27 protein-coding genes are annotated in these 26934 nt (G+C 67.2%); 16 read left to right on the top strand and 11 right to left on the bottom strand.

Annotated features, from left to right (window positions below; genetic code table 11):
- Positions 1-35 precede the first annotated feature (35 nt).
- Entirely contained in the window at positions 36-1319 is a 1284-nt protein-coding gene (locus A9974_RS15630; protein WP_183005071.1) for an MFS transporter, read from the bottom strand.
- Between the two features lie 131 nt (positions 1320-1450).
- Between A9974_RS15630 and A9974_RS15625 the strand changes: the two genes are divergently transcribed.
- Both A9974_RS15625 and A9974_RS15620 read left to right on the top strand, forming a co-directional pair.
- Positions 1451-2074 carry a TetR/AcrR family transcriptional regulator gene (locus A9974_RS15625; RefSeq protein WP_183005070.1) on the top strand — a complete coding sequence of 208 codons (624 nt, stop codon included), beginning with the start codon at positions 1451-1453 and terminating at the stop codon, positions 2072-2074.
- A gap of 260 nt (positions 2075-2334) precedes the next feature.
- A complete protein-coding gene (locus A9974_RS15620) occupies positions 2335-2556 on the top strand; it encodes an XRE family transcriptional regulator (protein WP_183005069.1) in 222 nt (73 codons plus the stop codon).
- A gap of 84 nt (positions 2557-2640) precedes the next feature.
- On the opposite strand, the gene A9974_RS15615 is transcribed toward A9974_RS15620, so the two are convergent.
- Complete coding sequence (locus tag A9974_RS15615) at positions 2641-3930, bottom strand: Nramp family divalent metal transporter (RefSeq protein ID WP_183005068.1); 1290 nt, start codon at positions 3928-3930, stop codon at positions 2641-2643.
- 120 nt (positions 3931-4050) lie between these two features.
- Positions 4051-4476, bottom strand: a complete 426-nt coding sequence (locus A9974_RS15610; RefSeq protein WP_183005067.1) for an OsmC family protein — start codon at positions 4474-4476, stop codon at positions 4051-4053.
- A gap of 250 nt (positions 4477-4726) precedes the next feature.
- On the opposite strand from A9974_RS15610, the gene A9974_RS15605 reads away from it, so the two are divergent.
- The 7 genes from A9974_RS15605 to A9974_RS15575 all read left to right on the top strand — a co-directional run bounded on the left by A9974_RS15605 (position 4727) and on the right by A9974_RS15575 (position 11369).
- Complete coding sequence (locus tag A9974_RS15605) at positions 4727-5671, top strand: ornithine cyclodeaminase family protein (protein ID WP_183005066.1); 945 nt, start codon at positions 4727-4729, stop codon at positions 5669-5671.
- Between the two features lie 37 nt (positions 5672-5708).
- Positions 5709-6863 carry an ABC transporter substrate-binding protein gene (locus A9974_RS15600; RefSeq protein WP_183005065.1) on the top strand — a complete coding sequence of 385 codons (1155 nt, stop codon included), beginning with the start codon at positions 5709-5711 and terminating at the stop codon, positions 6861-6863.
- A 196-nt stretch (positions 6864-7059) separates the two neighbouring features.
- Positions 7060-7968, top strand: a complete 909-nt coding sequence (gene ehuB / locus A9974_RS15595) for an ectoine/hydroxyectoine ABC transporter substrate-binding protein EhuB (RefSeq protein WP_183005064.1) — start codon at positions 7060-7062, stop codon at positions 7966-7968.
- Between the two features lie 9 nt (positions 7969-7977).
- Positions 7978-8631 carry an ectoine/hydroxyectoine ABC transporter permease subunit EhuC gene (gene ehuC, locus A9974_RS15590; protein ID WP_183005063.1) on the top strand — a complete coding sequence of 218 codons (654 nt, stop codon included), beginning with the start codon at positions 7978-7980 and terminating at the stop codon, positions 8629-8631.
- Positions 8628-9299: an ectoine/hydroxyectoine ABC transporter permease subunit EhuD gene (gene ehuD / locus A9974_RS15585; RefSeq protein ID WP_183005062.1), complete on the top strand. Its 672-nt coding sequence runs from the start codon at positions 8628-8630 to the stop codon at positions 9297-9299. The genes ehuC and ehuD overlap by 4 nt, the downstream gene beginning before the upstream one ends.
- Positions 9296-10066, top strand: coding sequence for an ectoine/hydroxyectoine ABC transporter ATP-binding protein EhuA (gene ehuA / locus A9974_RS15580; protein WP_183005061.1), 771 nt, complete (start codon positions 9296-9298; stop codon positions 10064-10066). The genes ehuD and ehuA overlap by 4 nt, the downstream gene beginning before the upstream one ends.
- A gap of 190 nt (positions 10067-10256) precedes the next feature.
- Positions 10257-11369: an NADH:flavin oxidoreductase/NADH oxidase gene (locus tag A9974_RS15575; RefSeq protein WP_183005060.1), complete on the top strand. Its 1113-nt coding sequence runs from the start codon at positions 10257-10259 to the stop codon at positions 11367-11369.
- 120 nt (positions 11370-11489) lie between these two features.
- Here A9974_RS15575 and A9974_RS15570 read toward each other — a convergent pair whose 3' ends face one another.
- From A9974_RS15570 to A9974_RS15560, 3 genes are all read right to left on the bottom strand, one after another.
- A complete protein-coding gene (locus tag A9974_RS15570) occupies positions 11490-12140 on the bottom strand; it encodes a dUTPase (protein WP_220805980.1) in 651 nt (216 codons plus the stop codon).
- A gap of 100 nt (positions 12141-12240) precedes the next feature.
- Positions 12241-12783, bottom strand: a complete 543-nt coding sequence (locus tag A9974_RS15565; RefSeq protein WP_183005059.1) for a hypothetical protein — start codon at positions 12781-12783, stop codon at positions 12241-12243.
- 28 nt (positions 12784-12811) lie between these two features.
- Positions 12812-13462, bottom strand: a complete 651-nt coding sequence (locus A9974_RS15560; protein WP_183005058.1) for a DedA family protein — start codon at positions 13460-13462, stop codon at positions 12812-12814.
- Positions 13463-13567: 105 nt separating this feature from the next.
- On the opposite strand from A9974_RS15560, the gene A9974_RS15555 reads away from it, so the two are divergent.
- Complete coding sequence (locus A9974_RS15555) at positions 13568-14608, top strand: metal-dependent hydrolase (protein ID WP_183005057.1); 1041 nt, start codon at positions 13568-13570, stop codon at positions 14606-14608.
- Positions 14609-14620: 12 nt separating this feature from the next.
- Here the strand turns inward: A9974_RS15555 and A9974_RS15550 are convergent, their stop codons facing one another.
- Positions 14621-15073, bottom strand: coding sequence for an NUDIX hydrolase (locus A9974_RS15550; RefSeq protein WP_183005056.1), 453 nt, complete (start codon positions 15071-15073; stop codon positions 14621-14623).
- A gap of 237 nt (positions 15074-15310) precedes the next feature.
- Between A9974_RS15550 and A9974_RS15545 the strand changes: the two genes are divergently transcribed.
- From A9974_RS15545 to A9974_RS15525, 5 genes are all read left to right on the top strand, one after another.
- Positions 15311-16078, top strand: coding sequence for an IclR family transcriptional regulator (locus A9974_RS15545; RefSeq protein WP_183005055.1), 768 nt, complete (start codon positions 15311-15313; stop codon positions 16076-16078).
- 93 nt (positions 16079-16171) lie between these two features.
- Complete coding sequence (gene pepE / locus A9974_RS15540) at positions 16172-16876, top strand: dipeptidase PepE (protein WP_183005054.1); 705 nt, start codon at positions 16172-16174, stop codon at positions 16874-16876.
- A complete protein-coding gene (locus tag A9974_RS15535; protein WP_183005053.1) occupies positions 16873-17802 on the top strand; it encodes a DUF1177 domain-containing protein in 930 nt (309 codons plus the stop codon). The genes pepE and A9974_RS15535 overlap by 4 nt, the downstream gene beginning before the upstream one ends.
- Complete coding sequence (locus tag A9974_RS15530; protein ID WP_183005052.1) at positions 17799-18488, top strand: AroM family protein; 690 nt, start codon at positions 17799-17801, stop codon at positions 18486-18488. The genes A9974_RS15535 and A9974_RS15530 overlap by 4 nt, the downstream gene beginning before the upstream one ends.
- 14 nt (positions 18489-18502) lie before the next feature.
- Positions 18503-19492, top strand: a complete 990-nt coding sequence (locus A9974_RS15525; protein WP_183005051.1) for a tripartite tricarboxylate transporter substrate binding protein — start codon at positions 18503-18505, stop codon at positions 19490-19492.
- Between the two features lie 145 nt (positions 19493-19637).
- Here the strand turns inward: A9974_RS15525 and coaBC are convergent, their stop codons facing one another.
- The 4 genes from coaBC to A9974_RS15505 all read right to left on the bottom strand — a co-directional run bounded on the left by coaBC (position 19638) and on the right by A9974_RS15505 (position 25341).
- Positions 19638-20834 carry a bifunctional phosphopantothenoylcysteine decarboxylase/phosphopantothenate--cysteine ligase CoaBC gene (gene coaBC, locus A9974_RS15520; protein WP_175191942.1) on the bottom strand — a complete coding sequence of 399 codons (1197 nt, stop codon included), beginning with the start codon at positions 20832-20834 and terminating at the stop codon, positions 19638-19640.
- A 157-nt stretch (positions 20835-20991) separates the two neighbouring features.
- On the bottom strand, positions 20992-21522 hold the full coding sequence (gene lspA / locus A9974_RS15515; RefSeq protein WP_183005050.1) for a signal peptidase II: 531 nt from the start codon (positions 21520-21522) through the stop codon (positions 20992-20994).
- 2 nt (positions 21523-21524) lie between these two features.
- A complete protein-coding gene (gene ileS / locus A9974_RS15510; RefSeq protein ID WP_183005049.1) occupies positions 21525-24386 on the bottom strand; it encodes an isoleucine--tRNA ligase in 2862 nt (953 codons plus the stop codon).
- Positions 24376-25341: a bifunctional riboflavin kinase/FAD synthetase gene (locus A9974_RS15505; RefSeq protein ID WP_183005048.1), complete on the bottom strand. Its 966-nt coding sequence runs from the start codon at positions 25339-25341 to the stop codon at positions 24376-24378. Before A9974_RS15505 ends, ileS begins: the two co-directional genes overlap by 11 nt.
- Positions 25342-25404: 63 nt before the next feature.
- On the opposite strand from A9974_RS15505, the gene purN reads away from it, so the two are divergent.
- Positions 25405-26070 carry a phosphoribosylglycinamide formyltransferase gene (purN, locus tag A9974_RS15500; protein WP_183005047.1) on the top strand — a complete coding sequence of 222 codons (666 nt, stop codon included), beginning with the start codon at positions 25405-25407 and terminating at the stop codon, positions 26068-26070.
- Positions 26071-26934 lie beyond the last annotated feature (864 nt).

Genomic DNA, 26934 nt, shown 5'->3' with positions numbered 1-26934 from the left:
GCCTAGGCCGGGCTTTTTTTCATGCCTGTCGTGGGTCACGCAGGCTGCGCCACGACCCGCTCACGCCCGATCAGCAGCGCGATGACCGCGGCGATCAAGCCGGTGGCGCCGGCGGCCACGAAAGCCATCAGGTAGCTGCCTTGCGATTCACGCACCACGCCCGCCATCCAGGCGGCGCTGGCCGCGCCCAACTGGTGGCCGGCGACGATCCAGCCGAAGACGATCGGCGCTTCGCGGTCGCCGAAGGCCTCGGTGGCCAGGCGCAGGGTGGGCGGCACGGTCGCGATCCAGTCCAGGCCGAAGAACACCGCGAAAATCGCCAGGCTGTAGAACGAGAAGTCCGAATACGGCAGGTAGATCAGCGCCAGGCCGCGCAGCGCGTAGTACACGAACAGCAGCTTGCGCGGATCGTAGCGGTCGGTCAGCCAGCCGGACGCGGTGGTGCCGAACAGGTCGAAGATGCCCATGATCGCCAGCAGGCCGGCCGCCTGCACTTCGGGCATGCCGTGGTCGCCGCAAAGCGCGATCAGGTGCGTGCCGACCAAGCCGTTGGTGGTGAAGCCGCAGATGAAGAAGGTGGCAAACAGGAACCAGAAGGTGCGGGTCTTGGCGGCACGGGCCAGGGCGCCGAAGGTGGCGGCCAGCATGCCGGTGCGCGGCGCGGCGGGGGCGGGCGGCGCATGCGGGTCGCTGCCGAACGGCACCAGGCCGACGCTGGCGGGGCGGTCGGGCACCAGCCACCAGGCTAGCGGCACCAACGCGGCGGCGGCGCCGGCGACCGTCCACACCACCCGGGTCCAGTCACCGGACGAGGCCAGCGCGGCCAGGACCGGCAGGAAGATCAGCGTTCCGGTGGCGGTACTGGCGGTCAGCAGGCCCATCATCAGGCCGCGGTGCTTGGTGAACCAGCGGTTGACCACGGTAGCGCCCATGACCACGGCAACGGCGCCCGAGCCGATGCCCGAGAACACGCCCCAGGTCATCAGCAGGTGCCACGGTTGCGTCATGTAGGCGCTGACCGCGCTGGACGCGGCCATCAACGACAGCGACACGATCAGCACGCGGCGCAGGCCAAAGCGTTCCATCGCGGCTGCCGCGAACGGGCCGACCAGGCCGTACAGGAAGATGCCGACGGCGGCGGCGAATGAGGTCGTGCTGCGGTTCCAGCCAAAATTTTCTTCCAGCGGCACCAGCAGCACGCTGGGCGAGGAGCGCAGGCCGGCCGACACCAGCAGGGCCAGGAAGACCACCGCGACTACGACAAAGGCGTACTTTTGCCCGGCTCGCCGGAAGGGGATGGGTGGTTGGGCTATACTCATGTTACTGACCGGTACGTATTAAGGTTTGCGAATAGTACGTACCGGTCAGTAACATCGTCAAGCGTTATTTTTGACGACCCTGTTTTCAGGGCGGCGGGCAGTGCCCGACGGTCTCAGCAAGGAGTCTTCGCATGGCCAATAAATCCGACGCAGCGGGCAAGGCGCCCGCCGCAGCATCCCAGGCAAAGCCGCTGCTTGCGGCGGACCGCATCCGCAAGACCGCGCGCGAAATGTTCTACCGCGACGGCATCCGGGCGGTGGGGGTCGACGCCATCGTCAATCAGGCCGGCGTCACCAAGCCCAGCCTGTACCGCAGTTTCTCGTCCAAGGACGAGTTGGCCGCGGCCTACCTGCGCGACTACGACGCCGAGTTCTGGGGGCGCTTCAACGCGGCCTGCGACGCCCATCCGGGGGATCCGCAGGCGCAACTGCGCGCCTATCTGTCCGGCCTGAGCGTGCGCGCGGTGCAGAACGGCTACCGCGGCTGCGGCCTGACCAACGCGGCGGTGGAGTACCCCGAGGCCGGCCACCCCGCACGGGTGGTCGCGGTCGAACATAAGCTCGAATTGCGCCGCCGCCTGGCCGCCATGGCCGCCGAAATGGGCGCGCCGGATCCCGGCGCGCTGGGCGACGGCTTGCTGCTGCTGATCGAAGGCGCTTTCGTGTCGAGCCAGTTGTTTGGCGAGGGCGGGCCCGCGGGCCGGGTCGCGGATATGGCCGACAAGCTGATCGCCGCGCACGTGGGGTGCCGGTAAAGGTGAGCGGATGGGGCTGGGCGTTCGGTTCCGGATGCCTGGCTAGAAAGGTGCTTAGAGGCGGCCGGCTTGGCCGCCTTGTTGTTTTTGCACTGCACAAAAATGGTGCTGGATGTGGTGCCTATGCACCGTTATGGTGGTGTTTGTACCCATTACGCAACGGCAAAAATAATGCTAGGAAATATGCGTTGCGACGCAACATACGCGGGTCTAACATGAATTCGTGCTGTTCCCCATCGCGCTTTCTCAAGGAGAGAATCATGAGCGATACCGCGTTGAAAAATGCCCGTATGTCGGATGCGCTGGAGCGGTCCCTGATCCGCGAGGCCATCAAGGCGGAAACCCTGTCCGGTCCGTTCTCCCGCATGGGCTGGCGCCGGCTGAAGCTGCGCCTGGTCAAGATGGGCGGCGCTGTCGGCGAAGTGCTGCACGACATGGACGCCGGCCGCCGCCAGCATCCGGTCATCTCCGCCCGCCGTTGAATCACCGGCCCAAAGAAAAACGCCAGCGCAAGCTGGCGTTTTTTTTCATGGCTGGCCGTGTCGATGGCGGCCAGGCGCGAAGCATCACACCACCATGTCGACTAGCAGGTAGCCGTCGAGCAGCACGATGCCGACGGTGGCGATGACGGCGGCCCAGGCCCAGGCGCCGCGCAACGCGTGGTGGCCCATCAGGGTCTTGCGGCAGGCCAGCAGCACCAGCGGACCCAGCGCGAAGGGCAGGGCCAGGCTCAGGATGACCTGGCTCAGCACCAGCAGTTCGTCCGGATCCTGGCCGCCGGTGAAAATCAACAGGCCCACGGCGGCCGCGCCCGCGATCAGCCGGGTGGCCAGCGCGCGGCGGCGGTCGGACCAGTTGCTGCGCACCTGGAAGCCTTGCGACAGGATGCGGCCGGCCAGCACGCCGGTGATGGTGGAGCTTTGGCCGGCGGCATACAGCGCCACCGCGAACACGATGGCCGCGCCGATGCCCAGCGTGTGGCCGATCACGGCATGGGCGTCGTCCAGGCTGGAGACGATCATGCCCGAGCCGGACAGCGAGGCCGCGGCGACGATCATGATGGCCGAATTGATCAGCATGGCCACGCCCAGCGACACGACGGTGTCGTTGCGCGCGACCCGCATGGCCATGTCGCGTGCTTCCGGCGGCAGCACCCGGGCGCGTTGCGCCAGCGAGCCGGAATGCAGGTACAGGTTGTGCGGCATCAGGGTCGCGCCCAGAATGCCCAGCGCGATCAGAAAGCCCTGCGGGTTGCGCAGCGCCTGGCCCGTCTGGGTGATGCCATGGGCCACCTCGGTCCAGGCGGGGTTGGCCTTGAACAGCAGGAACACGAACGAGGCCGCCACTACCGACAGCAGCACGGCGATCACGCGCTCGTGGCGATCGGCATTGCCGCGGGTCAGGGCCAGCACGGCGAAGGTGCCGACGCCCGTGACCGCCACGCCGCCGATTAGCGGCAGGTTGAACAGCAGACGCAGCGCAATGGCGCCGCCGATCAGCTCGGCCAGGGCGGTGGCCAGGATGGCGGCTTCGCCGGCCAGCCAGGCAGCCTTGGACATGCGCGGGGAAAGATGACGGGCGGTGAGGGTGGCCAAGTCTTCGCCGGTGGCCAGCGCCAGGCGCGACACCAGCACCTGGAAACCCAGCGCCAGGATGGCCGATGCGATCACGACCAGCAGCAGGCCATAGCCGAAGCCGCTGCCGCCGGCAATGTCGGTGGCCCAGTTGCCCGGGTCGATGTAGCCCACGGCGACCAGCAGACCCGATCCGACCACCCGGCGCAGGTTGGCCGTCACCTGGGCGTCTTGTGCGTACGCCGCCTTGCCGCCAGAGATCGCATAGATGAATCGGGTCATGGTTTCTTCCTGAGAATGGTTCTCATTTTCCATAACTCAGGCATGACCGTCAAATTGATTTTCAACAAGCCCCGGATAGGGCGGGCCAATGGCGCCGCCCGCCGGGCTTACTGCGGCCGGTCAGGACTTGAGCTTGGCGTCCATGGTGATCTTGGCGTTCAGCACCTTGGAAACGGGGCAGCCCTTTTCCGCCTTGCGGGCGGCTTCTTCGAAGGCCTGGGCCGTGGCGCCGGGAATCACGCCTTCCACGGTCAGGTGCACCGCGGTGATGGCAAAGCCCCCATCGGCCTTGTCCAGCGTGACTTCGGCCTTGGTGTCCAGGCTTTGCGGCACCAGGCCGGATTCGCCCAGGATATTGGACAGCGCCATGGTGAAGCACCCGGCGTGGGCGGCGCCCAGCAACTCTTCGGGGTTGGTCCCGGGAGTGTCGCCGAAGCGGGTGTTGAAGCCGTAGGGTTGGCTCTTGAGCGCGCCGCTCTGCGTGGAAATCGTACCCTTGCCCGTCTTCAGATCGCCCGACCAGGCGGCGGTTGCGGTTTTCTTCATGCGTGACTCCTTTTGAGGGGGAGCGCGCCCGTTGCGGACGCGTCCGTTGGGGAGGCGCGGGCCGCCTGGCGGCGGCGCGCGGTGCCGGAAGGGGCATGGACCATGATACGGCGCGGACGGCGCGCCGGTATGCAAACGGGTCTCGCGCAACGGCAAGCCGATGTAACGGTTGCGGCCGCTACGCCTTGCCAGCGCAGCATGGCGCCGTCACACTTCGCCCTGGCTCAACCCGAACAGGCATTGGATACAGATGGTAGTGATCGACACCGAACAAACCCGCCGCGCATTGTCGTTCGACGCGGCGATCCCGGCTTTGCGCGAGGCATTCCGTCAAGGCGCCCACGTGCCGCCGCGCCACGTGCACGCCATCGAATCGGGCGGCGCGCACGGCACCACGCTGATCATGCCGGCCTGGAACGAGCAGGGCTATTTCGGCGTCAAGGTCATCAACATTTTTCCGGAAAACACGCGCCAGTCCTTGCCGGGCCTGCACGCCACCTACAACCTGTACAGCGCGCGCACCGGCGTGCCGCTGGCGCAGGTGGATGGCGATCAGGTCACGGTGTTCCGCACCGCCGGCGCCGCCGCGCTGGGCGCGTCGTACCTGGCCCGCCCCGACGCGCGGGTGCTGACCATCGTCGGCTCGGGGCGCATCGCCGGCCTGGTGGCCCAGGCCATGCGCGCCGTGCGGCCCATCGACAAAGTGCTGGTCTGGAACCTGCGCCCGGCCGGCGCAGATGCGCTGGCGGCCACGTTGCGCGAACAGGGTTTCGACGCCGCCAGCACTACCGATCTGGAGCAGGCCGTGCGCCAGGCCGATATCGTCAGCTGCGCCACCTTGTCGACCGAACCGCTGGTGCGCGGCGCCTGGCTGCGCCCGGGCACCCATCTGGACCTGATCGGCAGCTTCAAGCCCGACATGATCGAAACCGACACGGCCTGCTTTGACGGCACCACCGTCTACGTGGACACCGACGAGGCGCCCACCAAGGCGGGCGACCTGTTGGCGGCGTTCGATGCTGGCGTGCTGGCGCGCGACGGCATCCGCGGCACCCTGACCGACCTGGTGCTCGGCCGCGCGCCCGGCCGCAGCAACGCCAGCGAAGTGACCGTGTTCAAGGCGGTGGGCAGCGCGCTGGAAGACCTGACGCTGGCCGCGCTGGTCTACGAGGCCCGCGCCGGTCAGGCAAAATAGCGACATCCGCTTTTCTTCATTTCCGCGAGTTGCCTTTATGTCCCGCTCATTCTTCCGCTATGCCGCCGTCGTGGCATTGGTCATTCCGGCCCTGTCCGCCCACGCCGATATCGTGATCGGCGTGGACGTGTCCACCACCGGCCCGGCCGCGTCGATCGGCATCCAGACCAACAACGCGATCCGCCTGTGGCCCGCCACGCTGGGCGGCCAACCGGCGCGCTATGTGGTGCTGGACGACGGCACCGACGTCAGTCGAGCGGTCAAGAACCTGCGCAAGCTCACGTCCGAAGACAAGGTCGATGCCATCGTCGGCCCCAACACCACCGCCGCGGCGCTGGCGGCCCTGGATGTGCTGGCCGAAACCCGCACGCCGATGATCGCGCTGGCCGCATCCAGCGTCATCGTCGAGCCGATGTCGGACCCCAAGCGCGCCTGGGCCTTCAAGATGCCGCAGAACGATTCGCTGATGGCCACCGCGCTGGTCGAAGACATGAAAAAGAAGGGCATCAAGAATGTGGCCTTCATCGGCTTCGCGGATTCCTACGGCGACAGCTGGTGGAAAGAGTTTTCGGCCGCGGCCGGCAGCGATCTGAAGATCGTGGCGCAAGAACGCTTCCAGCGCACCGACGCGTCGGTGGTGGGGCAGGTGCTGAAGGTCATCGCGGCCAAGCCGCAGGCCGTGCTGATCGCCGGCGCGGGCACGCCCTCGGCCCTGCCGCAAAAGACGCTGCTCGAGCGCGGCTATACCGGCACCATTTATCAAACCCATGGTATCGGCACGCTGGAATTCCTGCAGGTGGGCGGCAAGGACGTCGAAGGCACGCTGTTCCCGACCGGCCCAGGCGTGGTGGCGCGCGAGCTGCCGGATTCCAACCCGGTCAAGAAAGTAGCCGTGGCGTTCGCCGACAAATATGAACGCCAGTACGGCGCCAATACGCTGACCCAGTTCGCTGGCGACGCCTACGGCGCCTGGATGTTGCTGGATTCGGCCGTCACGCGCGCCCTCACGACTGGCGCCAAGCCCGGCACGCCGGAATTCCGCGCGGCCCTGCGCGACGCTCTGGAAAATACCCGCGACCTGGTCGTGCCCAACGGCGTGCTCAATATCTCCAAGGACAACCACCAGGGCTTTGACGAGCGCGCCCGGGTCATGGGCATCGTGCGCGATGGCAAATTCTCGTACGCGCAGTAGGCCGCCGCACTGAAAATGGGGACGACATAGTCGCCTACTCTTCGTAACGTGTTCTAACCCGTCATAGGGCAGGGCAGGAAAAAAGCAGACTGAAGTCTGCTTTTTTTCGTCCATATCATTAGAAGTGAAATGATTTAATGTCGTATCATTTTTAGCGAAGCCATGTACCTAGAAATAAATTCGGGAGAAAAACACCATGACCTTGCCCTTGCGACGAACCTGCCGCGCCCTGCTGGCCCTGAGCCTGGGCGTGCTGGCCGCCTGCTCCGATTCCGGCGCCGACAAGACCGCCGGCCAGGCGCCGGCCGCTGCCAACACGCTGGAGGCCGCCAAGGCCGCTGGCAAGATCCGCATCGGCTACGCCAATGAGGCGCCGTTCGCCTTCATGGACAGCAAAGAGGCCAAGGTCACCGGCGAATCCGTCGAGATTGCCCGGGTGGTGCTCAAGCGCATGGGCATCAACGAAGTGCAGGGCGTGCTGACCGAGTTCGGTTCGCTGATCCCGGGGCTGCAGGCCAAGCGCTTCGACATCATCGCGGCGGGCATGTATGTCACGCCGGAGCGCTGCGGCCAGGTGGCGTTTTCGGATCCCACCTATGGCGTGGGTCAGGCGTTCCTGGTCAAGCAAGGCAATCCCAAGCATCTGCATAGCTATGAAGACGTGGTGAAGAACCCCGACGTCAAGCTGGGCGTGGTGGTGGGCGCCATCGAAGCCGAGTACGCCTCCAAGGTCAAGATACCCGCCGCCCAGATGGTGGTGTTTCCCGACGCGGTCAGCGCCCTGTCCGGCGTGCAGGCCGGCCGGGCCGATGCCTATGCGGCCACCGCCCTGACTGTCAACGACCTGATGGGCAAGACCGACGGCGGCAGCGGCCTGGAAAAGGCCGAGCCCTTCTCCGACCCGCAGATCGACGGCAAGGGCGTGCGTGGCTACGGCGCCTATGCCTTCCGGCCCGACGACAAGGCGTTCGCCGACGCATTCAACGCCGAGCTGGCCAAATTCATCGGCACCGACGAGCACAAGAAGCTGGTAGCGCCTTTCGGCTTCACGCCGCAGGAACTGCCCAACGGGGTCACGGCGGCCAAGCTTTGCGCCGGGCAATAGGGGGCGCCGATGCAGCTCATATCCGAACATATCTCGGAGCTGATACCGCCGCTGCTCGAAGGGCTGGCGGTCACGTTGCAGATCCTGGCGGGCGCCGTGGTGCTGGCCGTGCCGCTGGCGCTGGCCGCGGGCATCGGCCGCCTGTCGGCGCTGCGGCCGGTGCGCTGGCTGGCGGCGGTCTATGTCGAGGTGTTCCGCGGCACCTCGGCGCTGGTGCAGCTGTTCTGGTTCTATTTCGTGCTGCCGCTGTTCGGCGTGCAATTGCCGGCCCTGCTGGTGGGCATCGTGGTGCTGGCCCTGAACGCCGGTGCCTATGGGGCGGAAGTGGTGCGCGGCGCGATCCGCGCGGTGCCGCCGGGCCAGCGCGAAGCCGGCGTGGCGTTGAACCTGACCCGCGGGCAGATCATGCGCCGCATCGTGGTGCCGCAGGCCATTCCGGCCATGCTGCCGCCCGCCGGCAACCTGCTGATCGAGCTGCTCAAGAACACCGCGCTGGTGTCGCTGATCACCATCACCGATCTCACCTTCCGCGGCCAGCTGCTGCGCAGCGAAACCTTGCGCACCACCGAGATCTTCGGCCTCATGCTGCTGCTGTATTTCGCGGTGGCGCTCTTGATCACCGCCGGCGTGCGCCTGCTTGAACGGAGGGTCCGCGTCCGATGAAACCGGTATTCGATTGGTCCTTCGCACTGGAAATCCTGCCCACGCTGGGCTCGGCGCTGATCATCACCATCCAGGCCACCGTGCTGGGCATGCTGGTGGCCGTGACGCTGGGCCTGGCGCTGGCGCTGCTGCGGCGTTCGCGGCTGGCGCTGGTGTCGCTGCCCACGGCCTTCGTGATCGAGTTCGTGCGCAGTACGCCGCTGCTGGTGCAGATGTACTTCCTGTTCTACGTGTTGCCGCTGACCGGGGTGCAGATGTCGCCGCTGGCGACCGGCATCGTGGCGCTGGGGCTGCACTACGCCACCTATTGCGCCGAGGTCTACCGCGCCGGCATCGAGGCCGTGCCGCGCGGCCAGCTCGAAGCGGCGCGGGCCCTGAACATGTCGCCCTGGCGCACTGCCGTGGGCGTGGTGCTGCCGCAGGCGATCCCGCCCGTGGTGCCGGCGCTGGGCAACTACCTGGTCGCCATGTTCAAGGACACGCCGCTGCTGTCGGCCATCACGGTGGTCGAGCTGCTGCAGCAAAGCAAGATGATCGGGTCCACCACCTTCCGCTACACCGAACCCCTGACCCTGGTCGGCGCGCTGTTCCTGGTGCTGAGCCTGATCGCGGCATGGGGCGTGCGTGGCCTGGAGGCCCGCCTGCAACGATATGGAGGAAAGCGATGAGCGCCAGCGTCACCATCAAGAACCTGCACAAGCGTTATGGAGAACTGGAGGTGCTGCGGGGGATCAACCTGGAGATTCCGGCCGGTCAGACCGTGGCGGTCATCGGGCCGTCCGGGTCGGGCAAGTCCACCCTGCTGCGCGTCCTGATGACGCTGGACCGGCCTACCAGCGGCGATATCGAGATCGACGGCCAGGCCATGTGGACGGACGAGCAGGGCCGCCCGGCCGGCCCCAATTCCGAGCACGTGCGCCGCGTGCGCGGCAAGATCGGCATGGTGTTCCAGCACTTCAATCTGTTCCCGCACATGACGGCGCTGGGCAACACCATGGAGGCGCCGCTGCATGTGCTGGGCATGTCGCGCGGCCAGGCCCGCGAACGCGCCGTGGAATACCTGGACATGGTGGGCCTGGGCGACAAGCTGGATGTCTATCCGGCGCAGTTGTCGGGCGGGCAGAAGCAGCGTGTCGGCATTGCCCGCGCGCTGGCCATGTGCCCGGAGATCATGTTGTTCGACGAAGTGACCTCGGCGCTGGACCCGGAACTGGTGGGCGGCATCCTGCAGATCCTGCGCGACCTGGCGGCGCGCCGCAGCATGACGATGATCATCGTCACCCACCAGATGAAATTCGCCGAGCGCAGTTCCGACCGCACCCTGTTCTTTGACGAGGGCAACATCGTCGAGGACGCCGAGTCGCAGGCGTTGTTCAGCGCGCCGAAAGAGACGCGCACCCGGCAGTTCCTGGACAGCGTCATCGAAGGCCAATAGGGGCGCCGTGGGGCCACCACGCTTGCAGCCTGCGCCTTGCACCGGCAGGCAGGCTGCGGGCTTGCCATAGATCCCTTCGACATCAGCATCCCCCCGCCGTTTAACCCTGTTGCGGCCGTTGGGATTTGCGGGCGCGCGCGCCGGGCGGCGCTATGCTGTGCTTCCGCGTTCCTCGCCCGGAGTTCCTTGCATGAGTCACCTGTTCAGTCCCACGTCAGTCGGCAATGTCGACCTGGTTAATCGCATCGTCATCGCGCCCATGTGCGAGTACTCGGCCGACGAGGGCCGGGCCACCGATTGGCACATGATTCACCTGGGCCACCTGGCCCTGTCGGGGGCGGCGCTGCTGTTCACCGAAGCGACCGCGGTCGAGGCCGACGGCCGTATTTCCCCGGGAGACCTGGGGCTGTGGTCGGATGAGACCGAGGCCGCGCTGGGCCGGGTGGTGCAGGCGGTGCGGCGCTATTCGCCGATCAAGCTGGGCATTCAATTGGGCCATGCGGGCCGCAAGGCGTCCAGCCATGCGCCTTGGGAGGGGGGCCAGCTGGTGCCGCCCGAGCAGGGCGGCTGGCAGGGCTGGGCACCGTCGGCGATTGCCCACAACGCGTCCGAGCCGCCGCCGCGCGCGCTGGACGCGGCCGGCCTGGCGCGGGTGCGCGATGCCTTCGTGGACAGCGCCCGCCGCGCCATCCGCCTGGGTTTCGACGCGATCGAACTGCACGCCGCCCACGGCTACCTGCTGCACCAGTTCCTGTCGCCCCTGTCGAACCAGCGCGACGACGACTACGGCGGCTCGCTGGAAAACCGCATGCGCTTTCCGCTGGAAGTCTTCCGCGCAGTGCGCGAGGTCACCCCCGCGTCGGTGGCGCTGGGCGTGCGCGTGTCGGCGACCGACTGGGTCGAGGGTGGCTGGGACCTGGAACAGACCCAGGCCTTCGCGCAGCGCATCAAGGAACTGGGGGGCGAGTTCATCGACGTCTCCAGCGGCGGCGTGTCGTCGCAGCAGAAGATTCCGGTGGGTCCGAATTACCAGGTGCCGTTCGCTGACGCCCTCAAGCGCGCGGTGGGCCTGCCCACCATCACCGTGGGCCTGATCACCGAGGCGCAGCAAGCCGAGGACATCCTGGCCAATGGCCAGGCCGACATGGTGGCCCTGGCCCGCGGCATGCTGTATGACCCGCGCTGGCCGTGGCATGCGGCCGCGCAATTGGGCGGCCAGGTCAGCGCGCCGCGCCAGTACTGGCGGTCGCAGCCCCGCGAGCAGAAGGAACTGTTCGGCGAAACGCGCTTCGGCCAGCGCTAGCCGTCGCATTGGACCCGGGTGACGTACGCGAGTCCGCCACCCGCCCAGACCGATTCGCCATGAAAAACGCCGCTTTTCAAAGCGGCGTTTTTCATGTGGCCTTGCGGAGAAGCGCGAGCGTTACAGCTTGGCGTAGGCGGCTTCCAGATCGCGGTGCAGCAGGTCGGCGAAATCGGCGCGCGACGCGTCATGCTGCGACAGCAGGCGGGCCAGCACGACGTTGTCTTCCTCGCCGTTCCAGATCTTGATGTAGGTGCCTTCCTTGTAGCCGTGCTGCTGGCGGAAGATGTTCAGCACGTTCTTGGAGACGTACTGCGTGTAGGCATCGTTCCAGGTCATTTCGCAGGCCGTCATGCTCTGTTCCAGCAGCTTGAAGCTGGCGCGGCCGCACACCGCCAGGCCGCCGATCAGCTCCAGCAGTTCCGGCACGGACAGGCTGGCCAGCGCGTAGCTCTTGCCGTCCAGCGTGACCGAGGCCGGGCCGGCCAGGTCGGCCACCAGCGCGTCGGCGGCGGCGTTGACGTCGCCCCTGGCCTGCACGATGGTGTGCGACAGGTAGAAGTGCAGGATGTCGACCAGTTCCATCTGCACCTGCGGCAGGTCGATGGTCTGCTTCTTCCACCACTTCCAGCCGTAGTGCTCCAGCGCCTCGGCCGACTCGACGAACGCGGCGCGCAGGAAGCGGGCGCCGCCGTTGATCCAGTCCGGATTGATCATGCTGTTCAAGTGGCCTTGCAGCGTCAGCATCGTGGCCGCCTGGGCCTGGTTCAATCCGACAACGTTATTCACTTTTACTCCGGTATTCAGGGGGTCTTTCGACGGCGGCGGAAATGTTAGCACCATTGCGCGGGGCGCCTGGCGCCGGCCGCGTTCAACCGTCCTTGCGGTACGACGAGGTCTTGAGCGGGGGCAGTTTGTTCAGCGGTTGCTTGCGCGGATCGCGCGCGCCGCTGGCGGCCTTGAACAGCATGAACGCGAAGAAGGCCAGGAACACCGCCGGCATCAGTTCGTCCAGGTCGAAGCGCGGGGCGCGCAGTGCCTTGAACGCCACGTTGACCGCCGCCCAGCCGGCGATGGCGCCGGCGATGGTCAGGAAGATGCCCAGCTTGCGCTGGCGCGCGCGCTTGGCCATGGACACCGTGGCGGCGTCCTCCTGGCCGGGCACGGCCACCTGGGGGGCAGGCTCGGCGCGCCGCGATTGCAACGGCGGGGGCGCCGATTTTCCCCAGGTCAGGTCGTACAGCGAATCCTTGGCGGGCTTGGCGGGCGATGGCGTGGCGGCGGGCACGCTGGCCTGCTGGCGCTTGGCTTCGGCCTTGTCCGGCACCCGGCCGGGCGCGGCCCCACCCGCGCGCGACAGGTTTTCGACGTAGCGTGCGAAGTCGCCGTTTTTCGGCTCCATATCTATTGCCATCTTGTTCTCCAGCCAGGGCCTGTGGACGCTATCGCGGATCTTGGTTGCCGCGGCGCGCGCGCGCCGGCTGCCGGCGTTTGCGCATCATCGCGACCAGAAGCCCGAATCCTAGCAGTACCGAGAAGCCCGCGCCGATCATCATGGCGATCTGCTGGGCGTTTTCCGCCGCGCCCAGGCTGCGCGCCGTGATGTAGCCGGGCGCCAGCATCAGCGGCATCCACAGCACGGCCGACAGGACGTTGGCCATCTGGAAGCGGCCGTGGGCCATGCCCATGACGCCCGCCACCGTCGGGATGGTCGAGCGGATGGGTCCCAGGAAGCGGCCGACCAGCACCGAGGCGAAGCCGTAGCGGTAGAAGAACAAGCGGGCACGGGCCACGGCGGTGCGCTGCTGCTTGAGCGGCCAGCGGCGCAGCACGCTCGGGCCGGCCCAGCGGCCCAGGGCGTAGGACAGGGCATCGCCGACGATGGCGCCAGCGATGCCCCAGGCCAGAATGCTCCAGGGGTCCAGCGTGCCCGCGCCGATCAGGCCGCCGGTCAGCAGCATCAGCGCGGTCGCGGGGATGAACAGGCCGAGCAGCACCATGGATTCGCCCAGCGTCAGCAGGAACGTGATGGGGCCGGCCCAGGCCTGATTGGTTTCGATCAGCAGGCCGATCTTGTCGATGTATTGATCCATGAGGCGGAACTTGAAAATAAGCTGAACGCAATCGGGTATCTTAACGCCTGCGTAGTGGACGGCATGTGAAAAAGGCCGCTCGCGGAAAGCTATCGTCGGAGTGTTATGGATTCGGTTACACAAGCCGTGCTGGGCGCGGGCATACAGGGGGCGTTGCTGGGGCGGACGCAGGGGCGGCGGGCGTTGTTCTATGGGGCGGCGCTGGCCACGGTGCCAGACCTGGACGTGTTGATGCGCTATCCCGACCCGGTGTCGCTGATGACCTATCACCGCGGCTTCTCGCATTCCATTTTCGTGCTGACCGGGCTGGCGCTGCTGCTGACCTGGCTGATACGCAAATATTGGCCGCAGGCGCCCTATAGTGGCCGGCGGTTGTTCCTGACCTTATGGCTGGTATTGGTGACACATCCATTGCTGGATGCGTTCACCGTCTACGGCACCCAGCTGTTCTGGCCGTTGGCGTCCATTCCCGAAAGCTGGTCGGCGGTCTTCATCATCGATCCCGTCTATACGGTGCCCTTGTTGCTGGCGGCGGTCTACGCGACGGCGGTGGGCATGACGCGCAACGCCCGCCGCTACCTGGCCGGTGCCTTGGTGTTCAGCACGGCCTACCTGGGCTTCGGGTTGGCGGGGCGGATCGCGGCCGAGCACCGCGTACGCGACGCGATGCAGGCCCAAGGCCTCGCCGTCACCGAAGTGCGCGCCATGCCCATGCCCTTGAATACGCTGCTCTGGCGGGTCATCGCCAAGACGCCCGACGGGCATTACTACGAGGCCGTCAGCAGTTGGTTCGACCGGGCCGCGCCCGAATGGCTGGAGCAGCCGCTGAATCTGGACGTGGGCCGGGCGCTGGCGGGGGTGCCGCTGCACGAACGCCTGCGCTGGTTCACCGACGATTGGCTGCGCTATGACGCGATGGGCGACGCGCTGGTGGTGACCGACCTGCGCATGGGCATGGCGGGCCACTACAACTTCCGCTTTAAGATGGCCGAACGCGCGCCGGACGGCGCCTGGCGGCCGGTCACGCCGTCCCGCTGGCCGAGCGAACGGGGCGGTTGGGATGAATTGAAACTGGTGCTGGCCCGCATTCTGCACGCTCAGCCCCCGCTGCCGTTGGCGCAGTGGGCAGAGACGGCCACGCGCTAGCGGGCCGCCGGTTTACGGTGCCGGGGCGGACAGCAGGGCGGGCACGAAACCCGTGCTCGCCAGTGTCTTGACCGGCAGGAACAGCGGTTCCGGCAGCTTGCTCCAGCGAAACCATTCCCACGCCAGGCACTTGCCGGGTTCCAGTATCCGGGGCGGCGCGTCGTCCACGACCGAGGCTTCGACAAAGCAGGTGACGTAGTGCTTGCCTTCGTCGGCCATGACATCGTTGGTATAGGGCGCCGGCAGGACCCGTGCGAGCGTCAGGCCGGTTTCTTCCAGGACTTCCCTGCGGGCGCAGGCCTCGACGCTTTCGCCGAATTCCAGATGCCCGCCGGCTAGCGCCCAGGTGCCCGCGCCGTGCGAGCCCGCGCGCTTGCCCAACAGGATCCTTCCGTCACGAATGATGAGCACGCCGACGCCTACTTGCGGTTGAGGGGACCTGGAGGGCTGAGCAGTATTGGCCATGGTGGGGCAGGGTTTCCGTTGTGCTGGGGGGAAGTGCCGCATCGTGTCTCAATTCGCGGCAGTCCGCAATTCGCCGGGGCGCCGCGCCGGCCGATGCCCGGTCGTCACTGCGCCGGAATGGACCTGCGTTCTCGGCTCCGAAACAGGCCCCGGGTGCATCCGTATTGACCCGATCCTGATCGCTGCATTATCCTTGTTCCCTATTAAGGAACTATGGTTCCGTTTTATGGAACAATAATGAGCATTCTAGACGGCGTCCAACGCGTCCTGTCGCTATACGCCGAAGGCGCGGCAGAGTTGAGCTTCACCGACGTCGCCCAGCGCCTGTCCCTGCCGAAAAGCTCCGCCTCGCGCCTGCTGAACCAGATGCAGCACTACGGCATGCTGGACCAGGACGCCGCCACGCGCCGCTATCGGCCCGGCGCCTTGCTGTCGCAAGCGGTGCGCGCCGGCATGGCCGCCACGCCGCTGGACGAAGCCTGCCGCAAGGTGCTGACCCGACTGTCCGACGACAGCGGCCTGACCGCCTACCTGTCCACCCTGAATCAGCGCGAAACCGTGGTGCTGCAGCGGCTGAACGGCTCGCATCCCGTGCAGGTGCTGGCGCCGCCGGGGTCGCGCCGCGCCGCCTCGGGTACGGCAATGGGGCGGGCGTTGCTGTCGCGCCTGACCCAGGCCGAGTTCGACGCGCTCTACGGCGTTGATCCGGCCCAACCCCTGCCGGTGGAAGGCAAGGACTGCCCGGCCACCGTCGGCGAGCTGGCCCGACGCGTGGCGCAGATCCGTGCTGACCGTTGCGGCGTGGCCATCGACCAGGCCATGCCCGGCATCGGCGCGGTGGCGGCGGCGGTGCGCGATCCGGCCAATGGCGAACTGCGCGGCCTGTGCCTGTCGTTCGTGTCCTTCCAGGCCGACGCCGCCCGCGTGGCGACTTTGCGCGAATCCCTGATGCAGCAGGTCGCGGCGCTGGGCCGTGAACTGAACGATCCTTTCTGGCTGGCCTGACGCCAGGTCAGTCTGACTTCCTTTAACCGATAGCTTCGCATTTCAGCCGCGCCCTTGCGGCATCCCGACTCAACGATCCCACGGAAACCTCTCATGAACCTTCTGCTTCTCAGCAATTCCAGCAGCGACGCCGGCTACCTGGTGCACGCGCTGCCCGACATCCGCGAACTGATCGAATCCCTGCCGGCCGGCGCGAAGGCCGTGTTCGTGCCGTTCGCGGGCGTGACCCGCGACTGGGACGACTACACCGCGCTGGTGGTGTCGGCGCTGGCTGACACGGGCCTGGACATCCAGGGGCTGCATCGCGCCGCCGATCCGGTGGCCGCGCTGGAAAGCGCCGCCGTCATCATCGTGGGCGGTGGCAATACCTTCAACCTGCTGGGCCAGTTGCGCCGCCAGGGCCTGCTGGACGTGGTGGCGCGCCGCGTGCGCGAAGGCGCGGCCTACCTGGGCTGGAGCGCGGGCTCGAACCTGGCCTGCCCCAGCATCTGCACCACCAACGACATGCCGATCACCGACCCCGAAGGGTTCGACGCCTTGGGCCTGCTGGCTTTCCAGATCAACCCGCACTACACCAACGCGCATCCGCCCGGACATCGCGGCGAGACCCGCGCGCAGCGCCTGGCCGAGTTCTGCACGCTGAATCCGACGATGCCGGTGCTGGGCCTGCCCGAAGGCGCCGCCCTGCGCGTGCGCGACCAGGCCGTCGCGCTGATCGGTCCGCATGATGCGCCGCTGTTCCTGGGCCATGCCGAGCCGCGCGTGTTCCGCCCGGGGCCGCTGGAGATCCTGGCATGAAGCAGGTCATCGACACCATCGAACTGCTGTCCTCGGCCCACATCACGGGCGAGGACGTGGCGCAGTATCTGCGCGCGGCGGGCCATTGCGAAGTCGAGGTCACGCACCTCGAACGCGACGGCGCCGCCACGGATTTCCTGTCCATCATCATTCCCGGCTTGGATGACGCCGCGCCGCAATTGGGCATCGTCGGCCGTCTGGGCGGCATCGGCGCGCGTCCGGCCGTCACCGGGCTGGTGTCCGACAGCGATGGCGCGGTAGTCGCCATCGCCACGGCGCTCAAGCTCATGGCCATGGCGCGCCAGGGCGATGTGCTGCCCGGCACCGTGCGCATCCGCACCCACATCTGCCCGCGTGCCGGCACCCGTCCGCACCACCCGGTGCCGATGATGAAATCGCCGTTCCCCATGCGCGAAATGATGTCGCACGAGGTGGACCCGCGCATGGACGCCATCCTGTCGGTGGACACCACCCGCGGCAACCGCCTGGTGAACCAGCGCGGCGTGGCGATCACGCCGGTGGCCAAGCAGGGCTACCTGCTGCGTATTCCGGAAACCATGCTGGACGTGCTGGGCTGGGTCAGCGGCCAACTGCCCCTGACGCTGCCGCTGACCACGCAAGACATCACGCCCTACGAAAACGGGCTGTGGCACGTCAATTCGCTGATGCAGCCGGCCATCGTCACCGATGCGCCCGTGGTGGGCGTGGCATTGACGGCGCAGACCGCCGTGCCCGGCTGCGCCACCGGCGTGACCAACGCGGTCGACGCCGACGTGGCCATGCGCTTCTGCATCGAAATCGCCAAGCTCTTCGGACAGGGCGCCATGACCTTCTTCGACGCCGCCGAATGGAACGCGCTGCAAAGCCGCTACGGTTCCATGGCGCGCCTGCAGACCACGGGCGACGAGCCCGGGGGCGCGCAATGAGCGCGCGCCCATCGCGCCGCGTGGCGTTTTTCACCATCGGCCAATCGCCGCGCAGCGACGTGGTGCCCGAGATGGCGCCGCTGCTGGGCGCGCACGTGCGGATCGACGAATTCGGCGCGCTGGACGGCCTGGATGATGCCGCCCTGGCCGCACTGGCGCCGCGTCCGGGCGAATATCGCTTCGCCACGCGGTTGCGCAACGGCACGCAGATCGAGCTGGACGCGGCCGCCGCCGAAGCCCGCCTGGCGCAAGTCATGCGCGACGCGGATGCTTCCGGCTACGACCTGATGGTGCCGCTCTGCACCGGCACCGCGATCGCGCCGATGCGCACGCTCGTGATCGAGCCTCAGCAGGTCGTGGACCACCTGGTCGCGGGCCTGTCGCAGCATTGCCGCAAGGTCGGGTTGGTTGTGCCGCTGGCCGCCCAGGTGGATGCCTTCCACATGGCCGTTGCGCTGGAGTGCGAGGCGCGCGTCGCGCACGCCTCGCCCTATGAATCCGACGCCGACCGCGCCGCCGAGTCTTTTGCGCAGGCGGGCCGTGACCTGGCCGACTGCGATCTCATCGTCATGCATTGCATGGGTTACGCCGAGCGCATGCGACAGGCGGTGGCAGCGGCGTCGGGGCGCCCTGTACTGCTGTCCAACCGCCTGGTGGCGCAGACGCTCGCACAAATATTGGAATAAGGGGAAACCACTTCATGTTCAGCAGCACCTTGCAACGCGCCGCGGGCGCACTGTTTATCACCACCTCGCTGGCCACCGCACCGGCCTTGGCCGCCGATGCCTGGAAGCCGACCAAGCCGGTACGCCTGCTGGTGGGCTTCGCGCCCGGCGGCTCCGCCGACACCCTGGCGCGGCTGTTAGCCGAACCGCTGTCGCAGCGCCTGGGGCAGACCGTGGTGGTCGAGAACCTGGCCGGCGCCGGCGGCAACATCATGGCGTACCGCCTGTCGCAATCGCAACCCGACGGCTACACCATCGGCATCGCGGCTGCCGGCTCCATGGCCATCACGCATGTCCTCAATCCCAAGGGCACCAATTACAAGCCGGCGGATTTCACGCCCATCACGCTGGCGGCCGTGCAGCCCAACGTCGTCATCGTCAACAAGGACGTGCCGGCCAACAACCTGGCGGAACTGAAGGACTACTTCCAGAAGACGCCCACCGCTACCTACGGCACCGCCGGCGTGGGCATCTCCAACCACCTGATCGCCGAGACCATGCTGTACAAGATGGGCGTGAAGGTGCCGCACGCAGCCTACCGTGGCGCCGCGCCGGTCATCACCGACCTGCTCGGCGGCCATATCGCCATGACGATGGACAACATCTCGACCGCCGCGCCCTTGGCCAGCCAAGGCAAGGTCAAGGCCATCGCCGTGGCTTCGCTCAAGCGCTCGGCGCAATTGCCCAACGTGCCCACGCTGGACGAACAAGGCCTGAAGGGCTTCGACATGCCGACCTGGCAGGGCGTGTTCGCCCCGGCAGGCGTGCCAGCCAACGTGCTGGCGGCCTATTACGCCGCGTTGCAGGACGTGCTGAAGCAACCGGCCGTGATCGAGAAGATGGCGGGCCTGGGCTCGGAGCCGGTCACCGGCATGACGCCCGAGAAATTCGGCCAATTCCTGGAAAATGACCGCAAGCAATGGGCTGACATCGTGCGAGTGGCCAAGATCAGCCTGGAGCAGTAACGCAGGCGGTCGATGCCGGCATCCAGACCAGGCCTGGGCCGGCGTCGTGCAGCGCTACGCAAGCAAAAACGCCAGACTTTCGTCTGGCGTTTTTTTGGTGCGAAGGTGGCGGCCTGTAATGTGTATTGCAGATTTATCAGGTCGCTCAGGCCGGCAAACGCGCAGCGATCTCGGCGATCAGGCGGCGCGCGGCGTCCAGCTTGTCGGCGGCCGGCAGCGGGTGCGCACCCTGTGCGTCGAACAACACCAGTTCGGTGGTGTCGGCGTCCATGACCTTGTGCGCCAGGTTGCCGACCAAGAGCGGAATGCCCTTGCGCGCGCGCTTGGCTTCGGCATGCTCGGCCAGCTTTTCGGTTTCGGCGGCAAAGCCCACGCACCACGGGCCGTCTTTCAACTTGGCCACTTCGGCCAGGATGTCGGGGTTGGGCTCGAATTCCATCAGCGGCGCGCCGCCGCCTTCGCTGGTTTTCTTCAGCTTTTGCGCGCTGACGTTCTTGACGCGCCAGTCCGCCACGGCGGCCACCGCGATGAAGATGTCGGCGTCGGTCGCGCTGGCCATCACGGCGTCGTGCATCTGGCGCGCGGTCGTGACCGACAAGGCGGTGACGCCGCGCGGTACGGGCAGGGCGGTGGCGCCGGTGATCAGGGTGACGCGGGCGCCGGCTTCGCGGGCGGCCCGGGCCAGGGCGTAGCCGGTCTTGCCCGACGAACGGTTGCTCAGCACGCGCACCGGGTCCACGGGTTCGGACGTGGGGCCGGCGGTCAGCAGCACGTGGCGCCCAGCCAGCAGCTTGGGCTGGAAGAAGGCGATCAGGTCCGTCAGGATTTCGTGGGCTTCCAGCATGCGGCCGTCGCCCGTTTCACCACAGGCCTGTTCGCCGGCGGACGGGCCCAGCACGCTGATGCCGTCGGCGCGCAACTGCGCGACGTTGCGTTGCGTGGCCGGGTTGGCCCACATTTCGCGGTTCATGGCGGGTGCCACCAGCAAGGGGCAGGCGCGCGCCACGCACAGGGTGGACAGCAGGTCGTCGGCCATGCCGTGCGCCAGCTTGGCCATGAAGTCGGTGCTGGCGGGGGCGATCAGCACGGCGTCGGCGCCGCGCGTCAGGTCGATGTGCGCCATGTTGTTGGGCACGCGGGCGTCCCACGCATCCACGAACACCGGGCGGCCCGACAGGGCTTGCATCGTGACGGGGGTGATGAAGTGCGTGGCCGCCTCGGTCATCACCACATCGACGGTGGCGCCTTGTTCGGTCATGCGCCGCACCAGCTCGGCGATTTTGTAGCAGGCGATGCCCCCGGTCAGACCGAGGACGATGCGTTTGCGGGCGAGGTCGAGCATGAGGGTCGGACGGCGGGTTCAGCGCCGTCAAATCGAGGAACGGACAGTGATTTTATTCTGCATTGCGGTATTGCGCCGTTCGCCATGCCGATAGGGGGCGTCAAACAAGACAAAACCCGGCCATCGGCCGGGTTTTTGGGGCAGCAAGCCTGGGGAATCAGGCCCGAGGCTTGCGCGCGCGCAGCAATTCGTCCAGCACCAGCAGGGCGGCGCCGCAGCTGATGCCCACGTCCGCCAGGTTGAAGGCGGGGAAATACGAGTCGCCCCAATAGAACAGCAGGAAGTCCACCACGTGGCCATAGACCACGCGATCAATCACGTTGCCGATGGCGCCGCCCAGGATCAGCGTCAGCGCCAGGCAGAACCGCGGCTGGCCGCGGGTGCGGCGCAGGATCACGGTGATGACCACGGCGGCCACGATGCCCAACGCGGTGAACAGCCAGCGCTGCCAGCCTTCTTCCGAGGCCAAAAAGCTGAACGCCGCGCCGCGGTTGAACAGCAGCGTGAAGTCAAAGAAAGGCAGCAGATTGACCCGTTCGCCGTACTGATACGAGGTGTTGAAGTACACCTTGGTCAATTGGTCCAGGACGATGATCACGAGCGCGAGGGCCAGCCAGCGGCCCACCCGGGCGGGGGGCGCGCCAGCCGCCGCGGACACCGCGGCGCCTTCAGGGGCGGGGCCGGCCATGTTCAGGCCTTGTCGCGGGCTTCGCCCGAGCCGAACAGGTTGGACACGCAGCGGCCGCAGATCTCGGGGTGATCCGGATCCTGGCCCACGTCCAGGCGCCAGTGCCAGCAGCGTTCGCATTTCTTGTGCGCCGAAGGCGTGACCTGGATGCGGGTCTCGCCTTCGCCGGCATGCACGGTGGCGCGCGACACGATCAGCACGAAGCGCAGGTCATCGCCCAGGCTGGCCAGCAGTTGCTGGTCTTCGCCGTTGGCGTACAGGTCCACTTCGGCCTGCAGCGATGAACCGATGTCGCCCGCCGTGCGCACTTCTTCCAGCTTGCGCTGGACGTCGGCGCGAATGGCGCGCAGGCGCGTCCACTTGGTCGACAGGGCATCGGCGTCCGCGAACGGCGGCAGCGCGTGGTAGACCTCGGTGAAGATGGTGACGCGGGCTGCGTCGGCTTGGTGCTTCAGGGCCGAGTTCGCCAGTTCCTTCCAGGCCTCTTCCGCCGTGAACGACAGGATCGGGGCCATCAGCTTGAGCAGGGTCTGGGTGATGTCCAGCAAAGCGGTCTGGGCCGAGCGGCGGGCGACGCTGCCAACCGCCGAGGTGTACAGCCGGTCTTTCAGGATGTCCAGGTAGAACGCGCCCAGGTCTTCCGAGCAGAACGTCTGCAGGCGGGACACCGCCGGGTGGAAGTCGTAGCGTTCGTAGTTGGCCTGGACTTCGGCCTGCATCTGCGCGGTCATGGCCAGCGCATAGCGGTCGATCTCGAACAGTTCGCCGTACGGCACCGATTGCGACACGGCGTCGAAGTCGGCCAGGTTGGCCAACAGGAAGCGCAGCGTGTTGCGGATGCGGCGGTAGCCTTCGACCACGCGCTTGAGGATCTCGTCGGAAATCGACAGCTCGCCCGAATAATCGGTGGACGCGACCCACAGGCGCAGGATTTCCGCGCCCAGCGAGTCGGACACCTTTTGCGGGGCGATCACGTTGCCCACCGACTTGCTCATCTTGCGGCCCTGGCCGTCCACCACGAAGCCGTGCGTCAGCAGGGCCTTGTAGGGCGGCTGTCCATAGAGCATGCAGCCGGTCAGCAGCGAGGAATGGAACCAGCCGCGGTGCTGGTCGGAGCCTTCCAGGTACAGGTCGGCCGGCCAGGCGAGTTCAGCGCCGTGCGAACCGGCGAAGGCGTGGTCCTTGCCGCCCAGTACGGTGGCGTGGGTGCTGCCGGAATCGAACCAGACGTCCAGCGTGTCGCGGTTCTTTTCGTATTGGTCGGCCTCGTCGCCCAGCAGTTCGCGGGGATCCAGGGCCTGCCAGGCTTCGATGCCGCCTTGCTCGACGCGCTGGGCCACTTGTTCAAGCAGCTCGGACGTGCGCGGATGCAGCTCGCCGGTTTCCTTGTGCACGAAGAACGCCATCGGGACACCCCACTGGCGCTGGCGCGACAGGGTCCAGTCCGGACGGTTGGCGATCATGGCGTGCAGGCGGGCGCGGCCCCAGGCCGGGTAGAAGGCCGTGGCATCGATGCCGGCCAGCGCCGATTCGCGCAGGGTCGGGCCGCCGTCTTTCGGGGCCACGTCCATGCCGGCGAACCATTGGCTGGTGGCGCGGTAAATGATGGGGGTCTTGTGGCGCCAGCAGTGCATGTAGCTGTGCTTGTGCTTTTCCACATGCATCAGCGCGCCGGCTTCGGTCAGGGCCTCGACGATCTTGGGGTTGGCATCCCAGATGGACAGGCCGCCGAACAGCGCCAGGCTGTCGACGTACTTGCCATCGCCCATGACCGGGCTGATGAAGTCGGTGTCCTTCATGCCGTGCGCCTTGCACGAGATGAAGTCTTCGATACCGTAGGCGGGGGCCGAGTGCACCACGCCGGTGCCCGAGTCGGCCGTGACGTAGTCGCCCAGGTACACGGGCGACTTGCGGTCGTAGGCGGCTTCGAACTGGGCCAGCGGATGGCGGAATTCGATGCCCGACAAGGCGGCGCCGGGGGCGGTGGCGATGACTTCGCCTTCCAGGCCCCAGGATTTCAGGCAGGCTTGGACGCGTTCCTTGGCCACCAGCAACAGCGGACCGAACTTGGGCACGGGCGACACGCGCACCAGCGCGTATTCGATTTCCGGGTGCACGTTCAGCGCCTGGTTCGACGGGATGGTCCAGGGCGTGGTGGTCCAGATGACGATGGCGCCGTCTTCGACCGATTTCAGGCCGAAGGCCTGGGCCAGCTTGGCCGGCTCGGCGAACGGGAAGGCCACGTCCACGGCCGGGTCGACGCGGTCGGCGTACTCGACTTCGGCTTCGGCCAGGGCCGAGCCACAGTCGAAACACCAGTTCACGGGCTTCAGGCCGCGGAACACGTAGCCCTTGTCCAGGATGCTGCCCAGCGCGCGGATTTCGTCGGCTTCATTGCTGAAGTTCATCGTCATGTAGGGACGATCCCAGCCGCCCAGCACGCCCAGGCGCTTGAAGTCCTTGCGCTGGCGGTCGATCTGCTCGAGCGCGTAGGCGCGGGCCTTGGACTGCACTTCCGCCACGGGCAGGTGCTTGCCGTATTTCTTTTCGATCTGGATCTCGATCGGCATGCCGTGGCAATCCCAGCCCGGCACGTAATGCGCGTCGTAGCCAGCCATGTTGCGGCTCTTGACGATGATGTCCTTCAGGATCTTGTTGACCGCATGGCCGATGTGGATGTCGCCGTTCGCATAGGGCGGGCCGTCGTGCAGCACGAAGCGCGGACGCCCCTTGCTGGCGGCGCGGATCGCCTGGTAGACGTGGTTTTCCTCCCACTGCGCAATCCAGGCGGGCTCGCGTTTGGCGAGGTCGCCCCGCATGGGGAAGGGGGTATCGGGCAGGTTGAGGGTCTTTTTATAGTCCATGAACGGCAAAATAGGCGCGCGCGTTTCGCGCGTCTTCGGCGATGGCGGCAGTCAGGGAAGGGAGGTCAGGAAATTTTTCTTCGTCCCGCAACTTGTGCAGGAATTCGATACGCACGAGTTTACCGTAAGCGTCGACGGTCTCGTCGAGCAGGTGTGACTCAAGCAGCACGCGGCCGCGGTCTTCGACCGTGGGGCGCACGCCCAGGCTGGCTACGGCCGGCAGGGCGCGGTCGCCCAGGCCATAGACCTGGACCACGTAAATGCCCGAACGGGCCGCGCAGCGCTCGGCCACCCGCAGATTCATGGTGGGAAAGCCCAGGGTGCGGCCCAGCTTCTGGCCGTGGATCACGTGGCCGCTGATATGGTAGGGATGGCCCAGCAGGTGGCGGGCGCGGTCCAGGTCGCCCACCGCCAGGGCGGTGCGCACTTCAGAACTGGAAATGCGGTGGCCGTGCCGGTCGGTCACGTCGGCCAGGGTCTGCACCTCGAAGCCATGGCGCAGGCCGGCTTCGCGCAGCAGGTCGATGTCGCCGCTGCGCTTGTGGCCGAAGCGGAAGTCTTCGCCCACCAGCAGCCATTTGGCATTCAGCCCGGCCACCAGCAGGTTCTCGATGAAGGCATTGGCCGACATTTCGGCCAGGCGGGCGTTGAAGCGCTCCACCACCACCTGCGAAATGCCGTAGCGCGCCAGCGCCGCCAGTTTGTCGCGCAGGCCCGACACGCGGGTCGGCGCCAGCTCGGGGCGGTGGTTCAGCGTGGCGAAATACTCGCGCGGGTGCGGCTCGAAGGTCATCACGGCCGGGGTCAGGCCGCGCTCGCGCGCCACCTGGCAGACGTGCGCCAGCATGGCCTGGTGCCCGCGGTGGACGCCGTCGAAATTGCCGATGGTCAACGCGCAAGGAGCGCGCTGAGCGGGCGGAGGAAGGGATCGGTAGATGCGCAGCGATGGTTTCACGAGCGAGAGTTTACAATTTTGGATTACGGGATTGTTCGACATCCCCAATTTGGATTGGTCATCTTGCCGGAAACATCTACTACACAGCGCCGCATCGTCATCCTGATCTCGGGACGCGGCAGCAATATGCAGGCCTTGGTCCAGGCCTGTCGCGAGCAGGGCTGGCCCGCCCGCATCGCGGCCGTCATCGCCAGCCGGCCGGACGCCGGCGGCCTGGAATGGGCGGCCCAGCAAGGCATCGCCACCGCCGCGCTGTACCACAAGGACTACGCCAGCCGCGAAGCCTTCGACGCCGCGCTGGCCGCTGAAATCGACCTGCATGCGCCCGATTACGTCATCCTGGCCGGCTTCATGCGGGTCCTGACGCCCGGCTTCGTCAACCACTACGCCGGCCGGCTGGTCAACATCCACCCGTCACTGCTGCCGGCGTTTCCGGGGCTGCACACCCACGCCCAGGCCCTGGCCACCGGCGTGCGGGTGCACGGCTGCACCGTGCATTTCGTGACCCCGGTGCTGGATCACGGCCCCATCATCGCCCAGGGCTGCGTGCCGGTCCTGGCGGGCGATACCCCCGAAATGCTGGCTAATCGCGTACTAGAGGTGGAACATCAGGCTTTTCCCGCCGCCGTGCGCTGGTTGGCCGAAGGCCGGGTTACCCTGACCAACGACCACCGGGTAGACGTGCAGGGCGACCCCGACCGCCTGTTCTCCTGGTCGGCTGCGGCCTAGGCAATCTTGCATCGCGGGCCGCTTGCCTCCAGGCGGCCCTGAATCGCTTTTATCGGGCGGAACTCCTCCGCCCCACTGGAATACACCATGAGCAAACCCCAATCTCCGCGTTCACGTCCGGCCGGTGCCCCCAGGGCAGCCGCCGAAGGGCGCGACGGTCGGTCCTTCTTCTCGCGTCCCAAGGGCGAGGCGCGCGGCGCCACGCCGGGCGAACGCGCGCCGCGTCCCGAGCGCGCCAGCGGCGGCCGCGAAGACCGCGGCTCCTTCGGCGCCGAGCGCCGCGAAGGCCAGGGCCGTCCGGCTCCGCGTCAGTCCTATGACGCCCCGCGAGGCGAAAACCGGGGTGGCGAGCGCGGTTCCTACGGCGCCGAGCGCCGCGAAGGCCAGGGCCGACCGACGCCGCGTCCGTCCTACGACGCGCCGCGCGGCGAAAACCGTGGCGGTGAACGAGGTTCCTACAATTCGGACCGCCGTGAAGGCCAAGGCCGTCCGGATTCGCGCCCATCCTACGGCGCTCCGCGAGGGGAAAGCCGTGGCGGCGAGCGTGGTTCGTACGGTTCGGACCGCCGCGAAGGCCAAGGCCGTCCGGATTCGCGCCCGTCCTACGGCGCTCCGCGTGGCGAAAACCGTGGCGGCGAGCGTGGTTCGTACGGGTCGGACCGCCGCGAAGGCCAAGGCCGTCCGGATTCGCGCCCATCCTACGGCGCTCCGCGAGGGGAAAGCCGTGGCGGCGAGCGCGGTTCGTACGGGTCGGACCGCCGCGAAGGCCAAGGCCGTCCGGATTCGCGCCCGTCCTACGGCGCTCCGCGTGGCGAAAACCGTGGCGGCGAGCGTGGTTCGTACGGGTCGGACCGCCGCGAAGGC

Source organism: Achromobacter sp. UMC71 (assembly GCF_014170305.1).
In the GTDB taxonomy this organism is placed as follows: domain Bacteria; phylum Pseudomonadota; class Gammaproteobacteria; order Burkholderiales; family Burkholderiaceae_B; genus Achromobacter.
Note: the sequence above shows the minus strand (reverse complement) of the source record. Positions and strands in the feature narration are given on the sequence as shown.

Bases quoted from the DNA above. Each gene is read 5' to 3' on its own strand.
- A9974_RS15630 (WP_183005071.1), bottom strand. From the start codon at position 1,319: ATGAGTATAGCCCAACCACCCATCCCCTTCCGGCGAGCCGGGCAAAAG.
- A9974_RS15625 (WP_183005070.1), top strand. From the start codon at position 1,451: ATGGCCAATAAATCCGACGCAGCGGGCAAGGCGCCCGCCGCAGCATCC.
- A9974_RS15620 (WP_183005069.1), top strand. From the start codon at position 2,335: ATGAGCGATACCGCGTTGAAAAATGCCCGTATGTCGGATGCGCTGGAG.
- A9974_RS15615 (WP_183005068.1), bottom strand. From the start codon at position 3,930: ATGACCCGATTCATCTATGCGATCTCTGGCGGCAAGGCGGCGTACGCA.
- A9974_RS15610 (WP_183005067.1), bottom strand. From the start codon at position 4,476: ATGAAGAAAACCGCAACCGCCGCCTGGTCGGGCGATCTGAAGACGGGC.
- A9974_RS15605 (WP_183005066.1), top strand. From the start codon at position 4,727: ATGGTAGTGATCGACACCGAACAAACCCGCCGCGCATTGTCGTTCGAC.
- A9974_RS15600 (WP_183005065.1), top strand. From the start codon at position 5,709: ATGTCCCGCTCATTCTTCCGCTATGCCGCCGTCGTGGCATTGGTCATT.
- ehuB (WP_183005064.1), top strand. From the start codon at position 7,060: ATGACCTTGCCCTTGCGACGAACCTGCCGCGCCCTGCTGGCCCTGAGC.
- ehuC (WP_183005063.1), top strand. From the start codon at position 7,978: ATGCAGCTCATATCCGAACATATCTCGGAGCTGATACCGCCGCTGCTC.
- ehuD (WP_183005062.1), top strand. From the start codon at position 8,628: ATGAAACCGGTATTCGATTGGTCCTTCGCACTGGAAATCCTGCCCACG.
- ehuA (WP_183005061.1), top strand. From the start codon at position 9,296: ATGAGCGCCAGCGTCACCATCAAGAACCTGCACAAGCGTTATGGAGAA.
- A9974_RS15575 (WP_183005060.1), top strand. From the start codon at position 10,257: ATGAGTCACCTGTTCAGTCCCACGTCAGTCGGCAATGTCGACCTGGTT.
- A9974_RS15565 (WP_183005059.1), bottom strand. From the start codon at position 12,783: ATGGCAATAGATATGGAGCCGAAAAACGGCGACTTCGCACGCTACGTC.
- A9974_RS15560 (WP_183005058.1), bottom strand. From the start codon at position 13,462: ATGGATCAATACATCGACAAGATCGGCCTGCTGATCGAAACCAATCAG.
- A9974_RS15555 (WP_183005057.1), top strand. From the start codon at position 13,568: ATGGATTCGGTTACACAAGCCGTGCTGGGCGCGGGCATACAGGGGGCG.
- A9974_RS15550 (WP_183005056.1), bottom strand. From the start codon at position 15,073: ATGGCCAATACTGCTCAGCCCTCCAGGTCCCCTCAACCGCAAGTAGGC.
- A9974_RS15545 (WP_183005055.1), top strand. From the start codon at position 15,311: ATGAGCATTCTAGACGGCGTCCAACGCGTCCTGTCGCTATACGCCGAA.
- pepE (WP_183005054.1), top strand. From the start codon at position 16,172: ATGAACCTTCTGCTTCTCAGCAATTCCAGCAGCGACGCCGGCTACCTG.
- A9974_RS15535 (WP_183005053.1), top strand. From the start codon at position 16,873: ATGAAGCAGGTCATCGACACCATCGAACTGCTGTCCTCGGCCCACATC.
- A9974_RS15530 (WP_183005052.1), top strand. From the start codon at position 17,799: ATGAGCGCGCGCCCATCGCGCCGCGTGGCGTTTTTCACCATCGGCCAA.
- A9974_RS15525 (WP_183005051.1), top strand. From the start codon at position 18,503: ATGTTCAGCAGCACCTTGCAACGCGCCGCGGGCGCACTGTTTATCACC.
- coaBC (WP_175191942.1), bottom strand. From the start codon at position 20,834: ATGCTCGACCTCGCCCGCAAACGCATCGTCCTCGGTCTGACCGGGGGC.
- lspA (WP_183005050.1), bottom strand. From the start codon at position 21,522: ATGGCCGGCCCCGCCCCTGAAGGCGCCGCGGTGTCCGCGGCGGCTGGC.
- ileS (WP_183005049.1), bottom strand. From the start codon at position 24,386: ATGGACTATAAAAAGACCCTCAACCTGCCCGATACCCCCTTCCCCATG.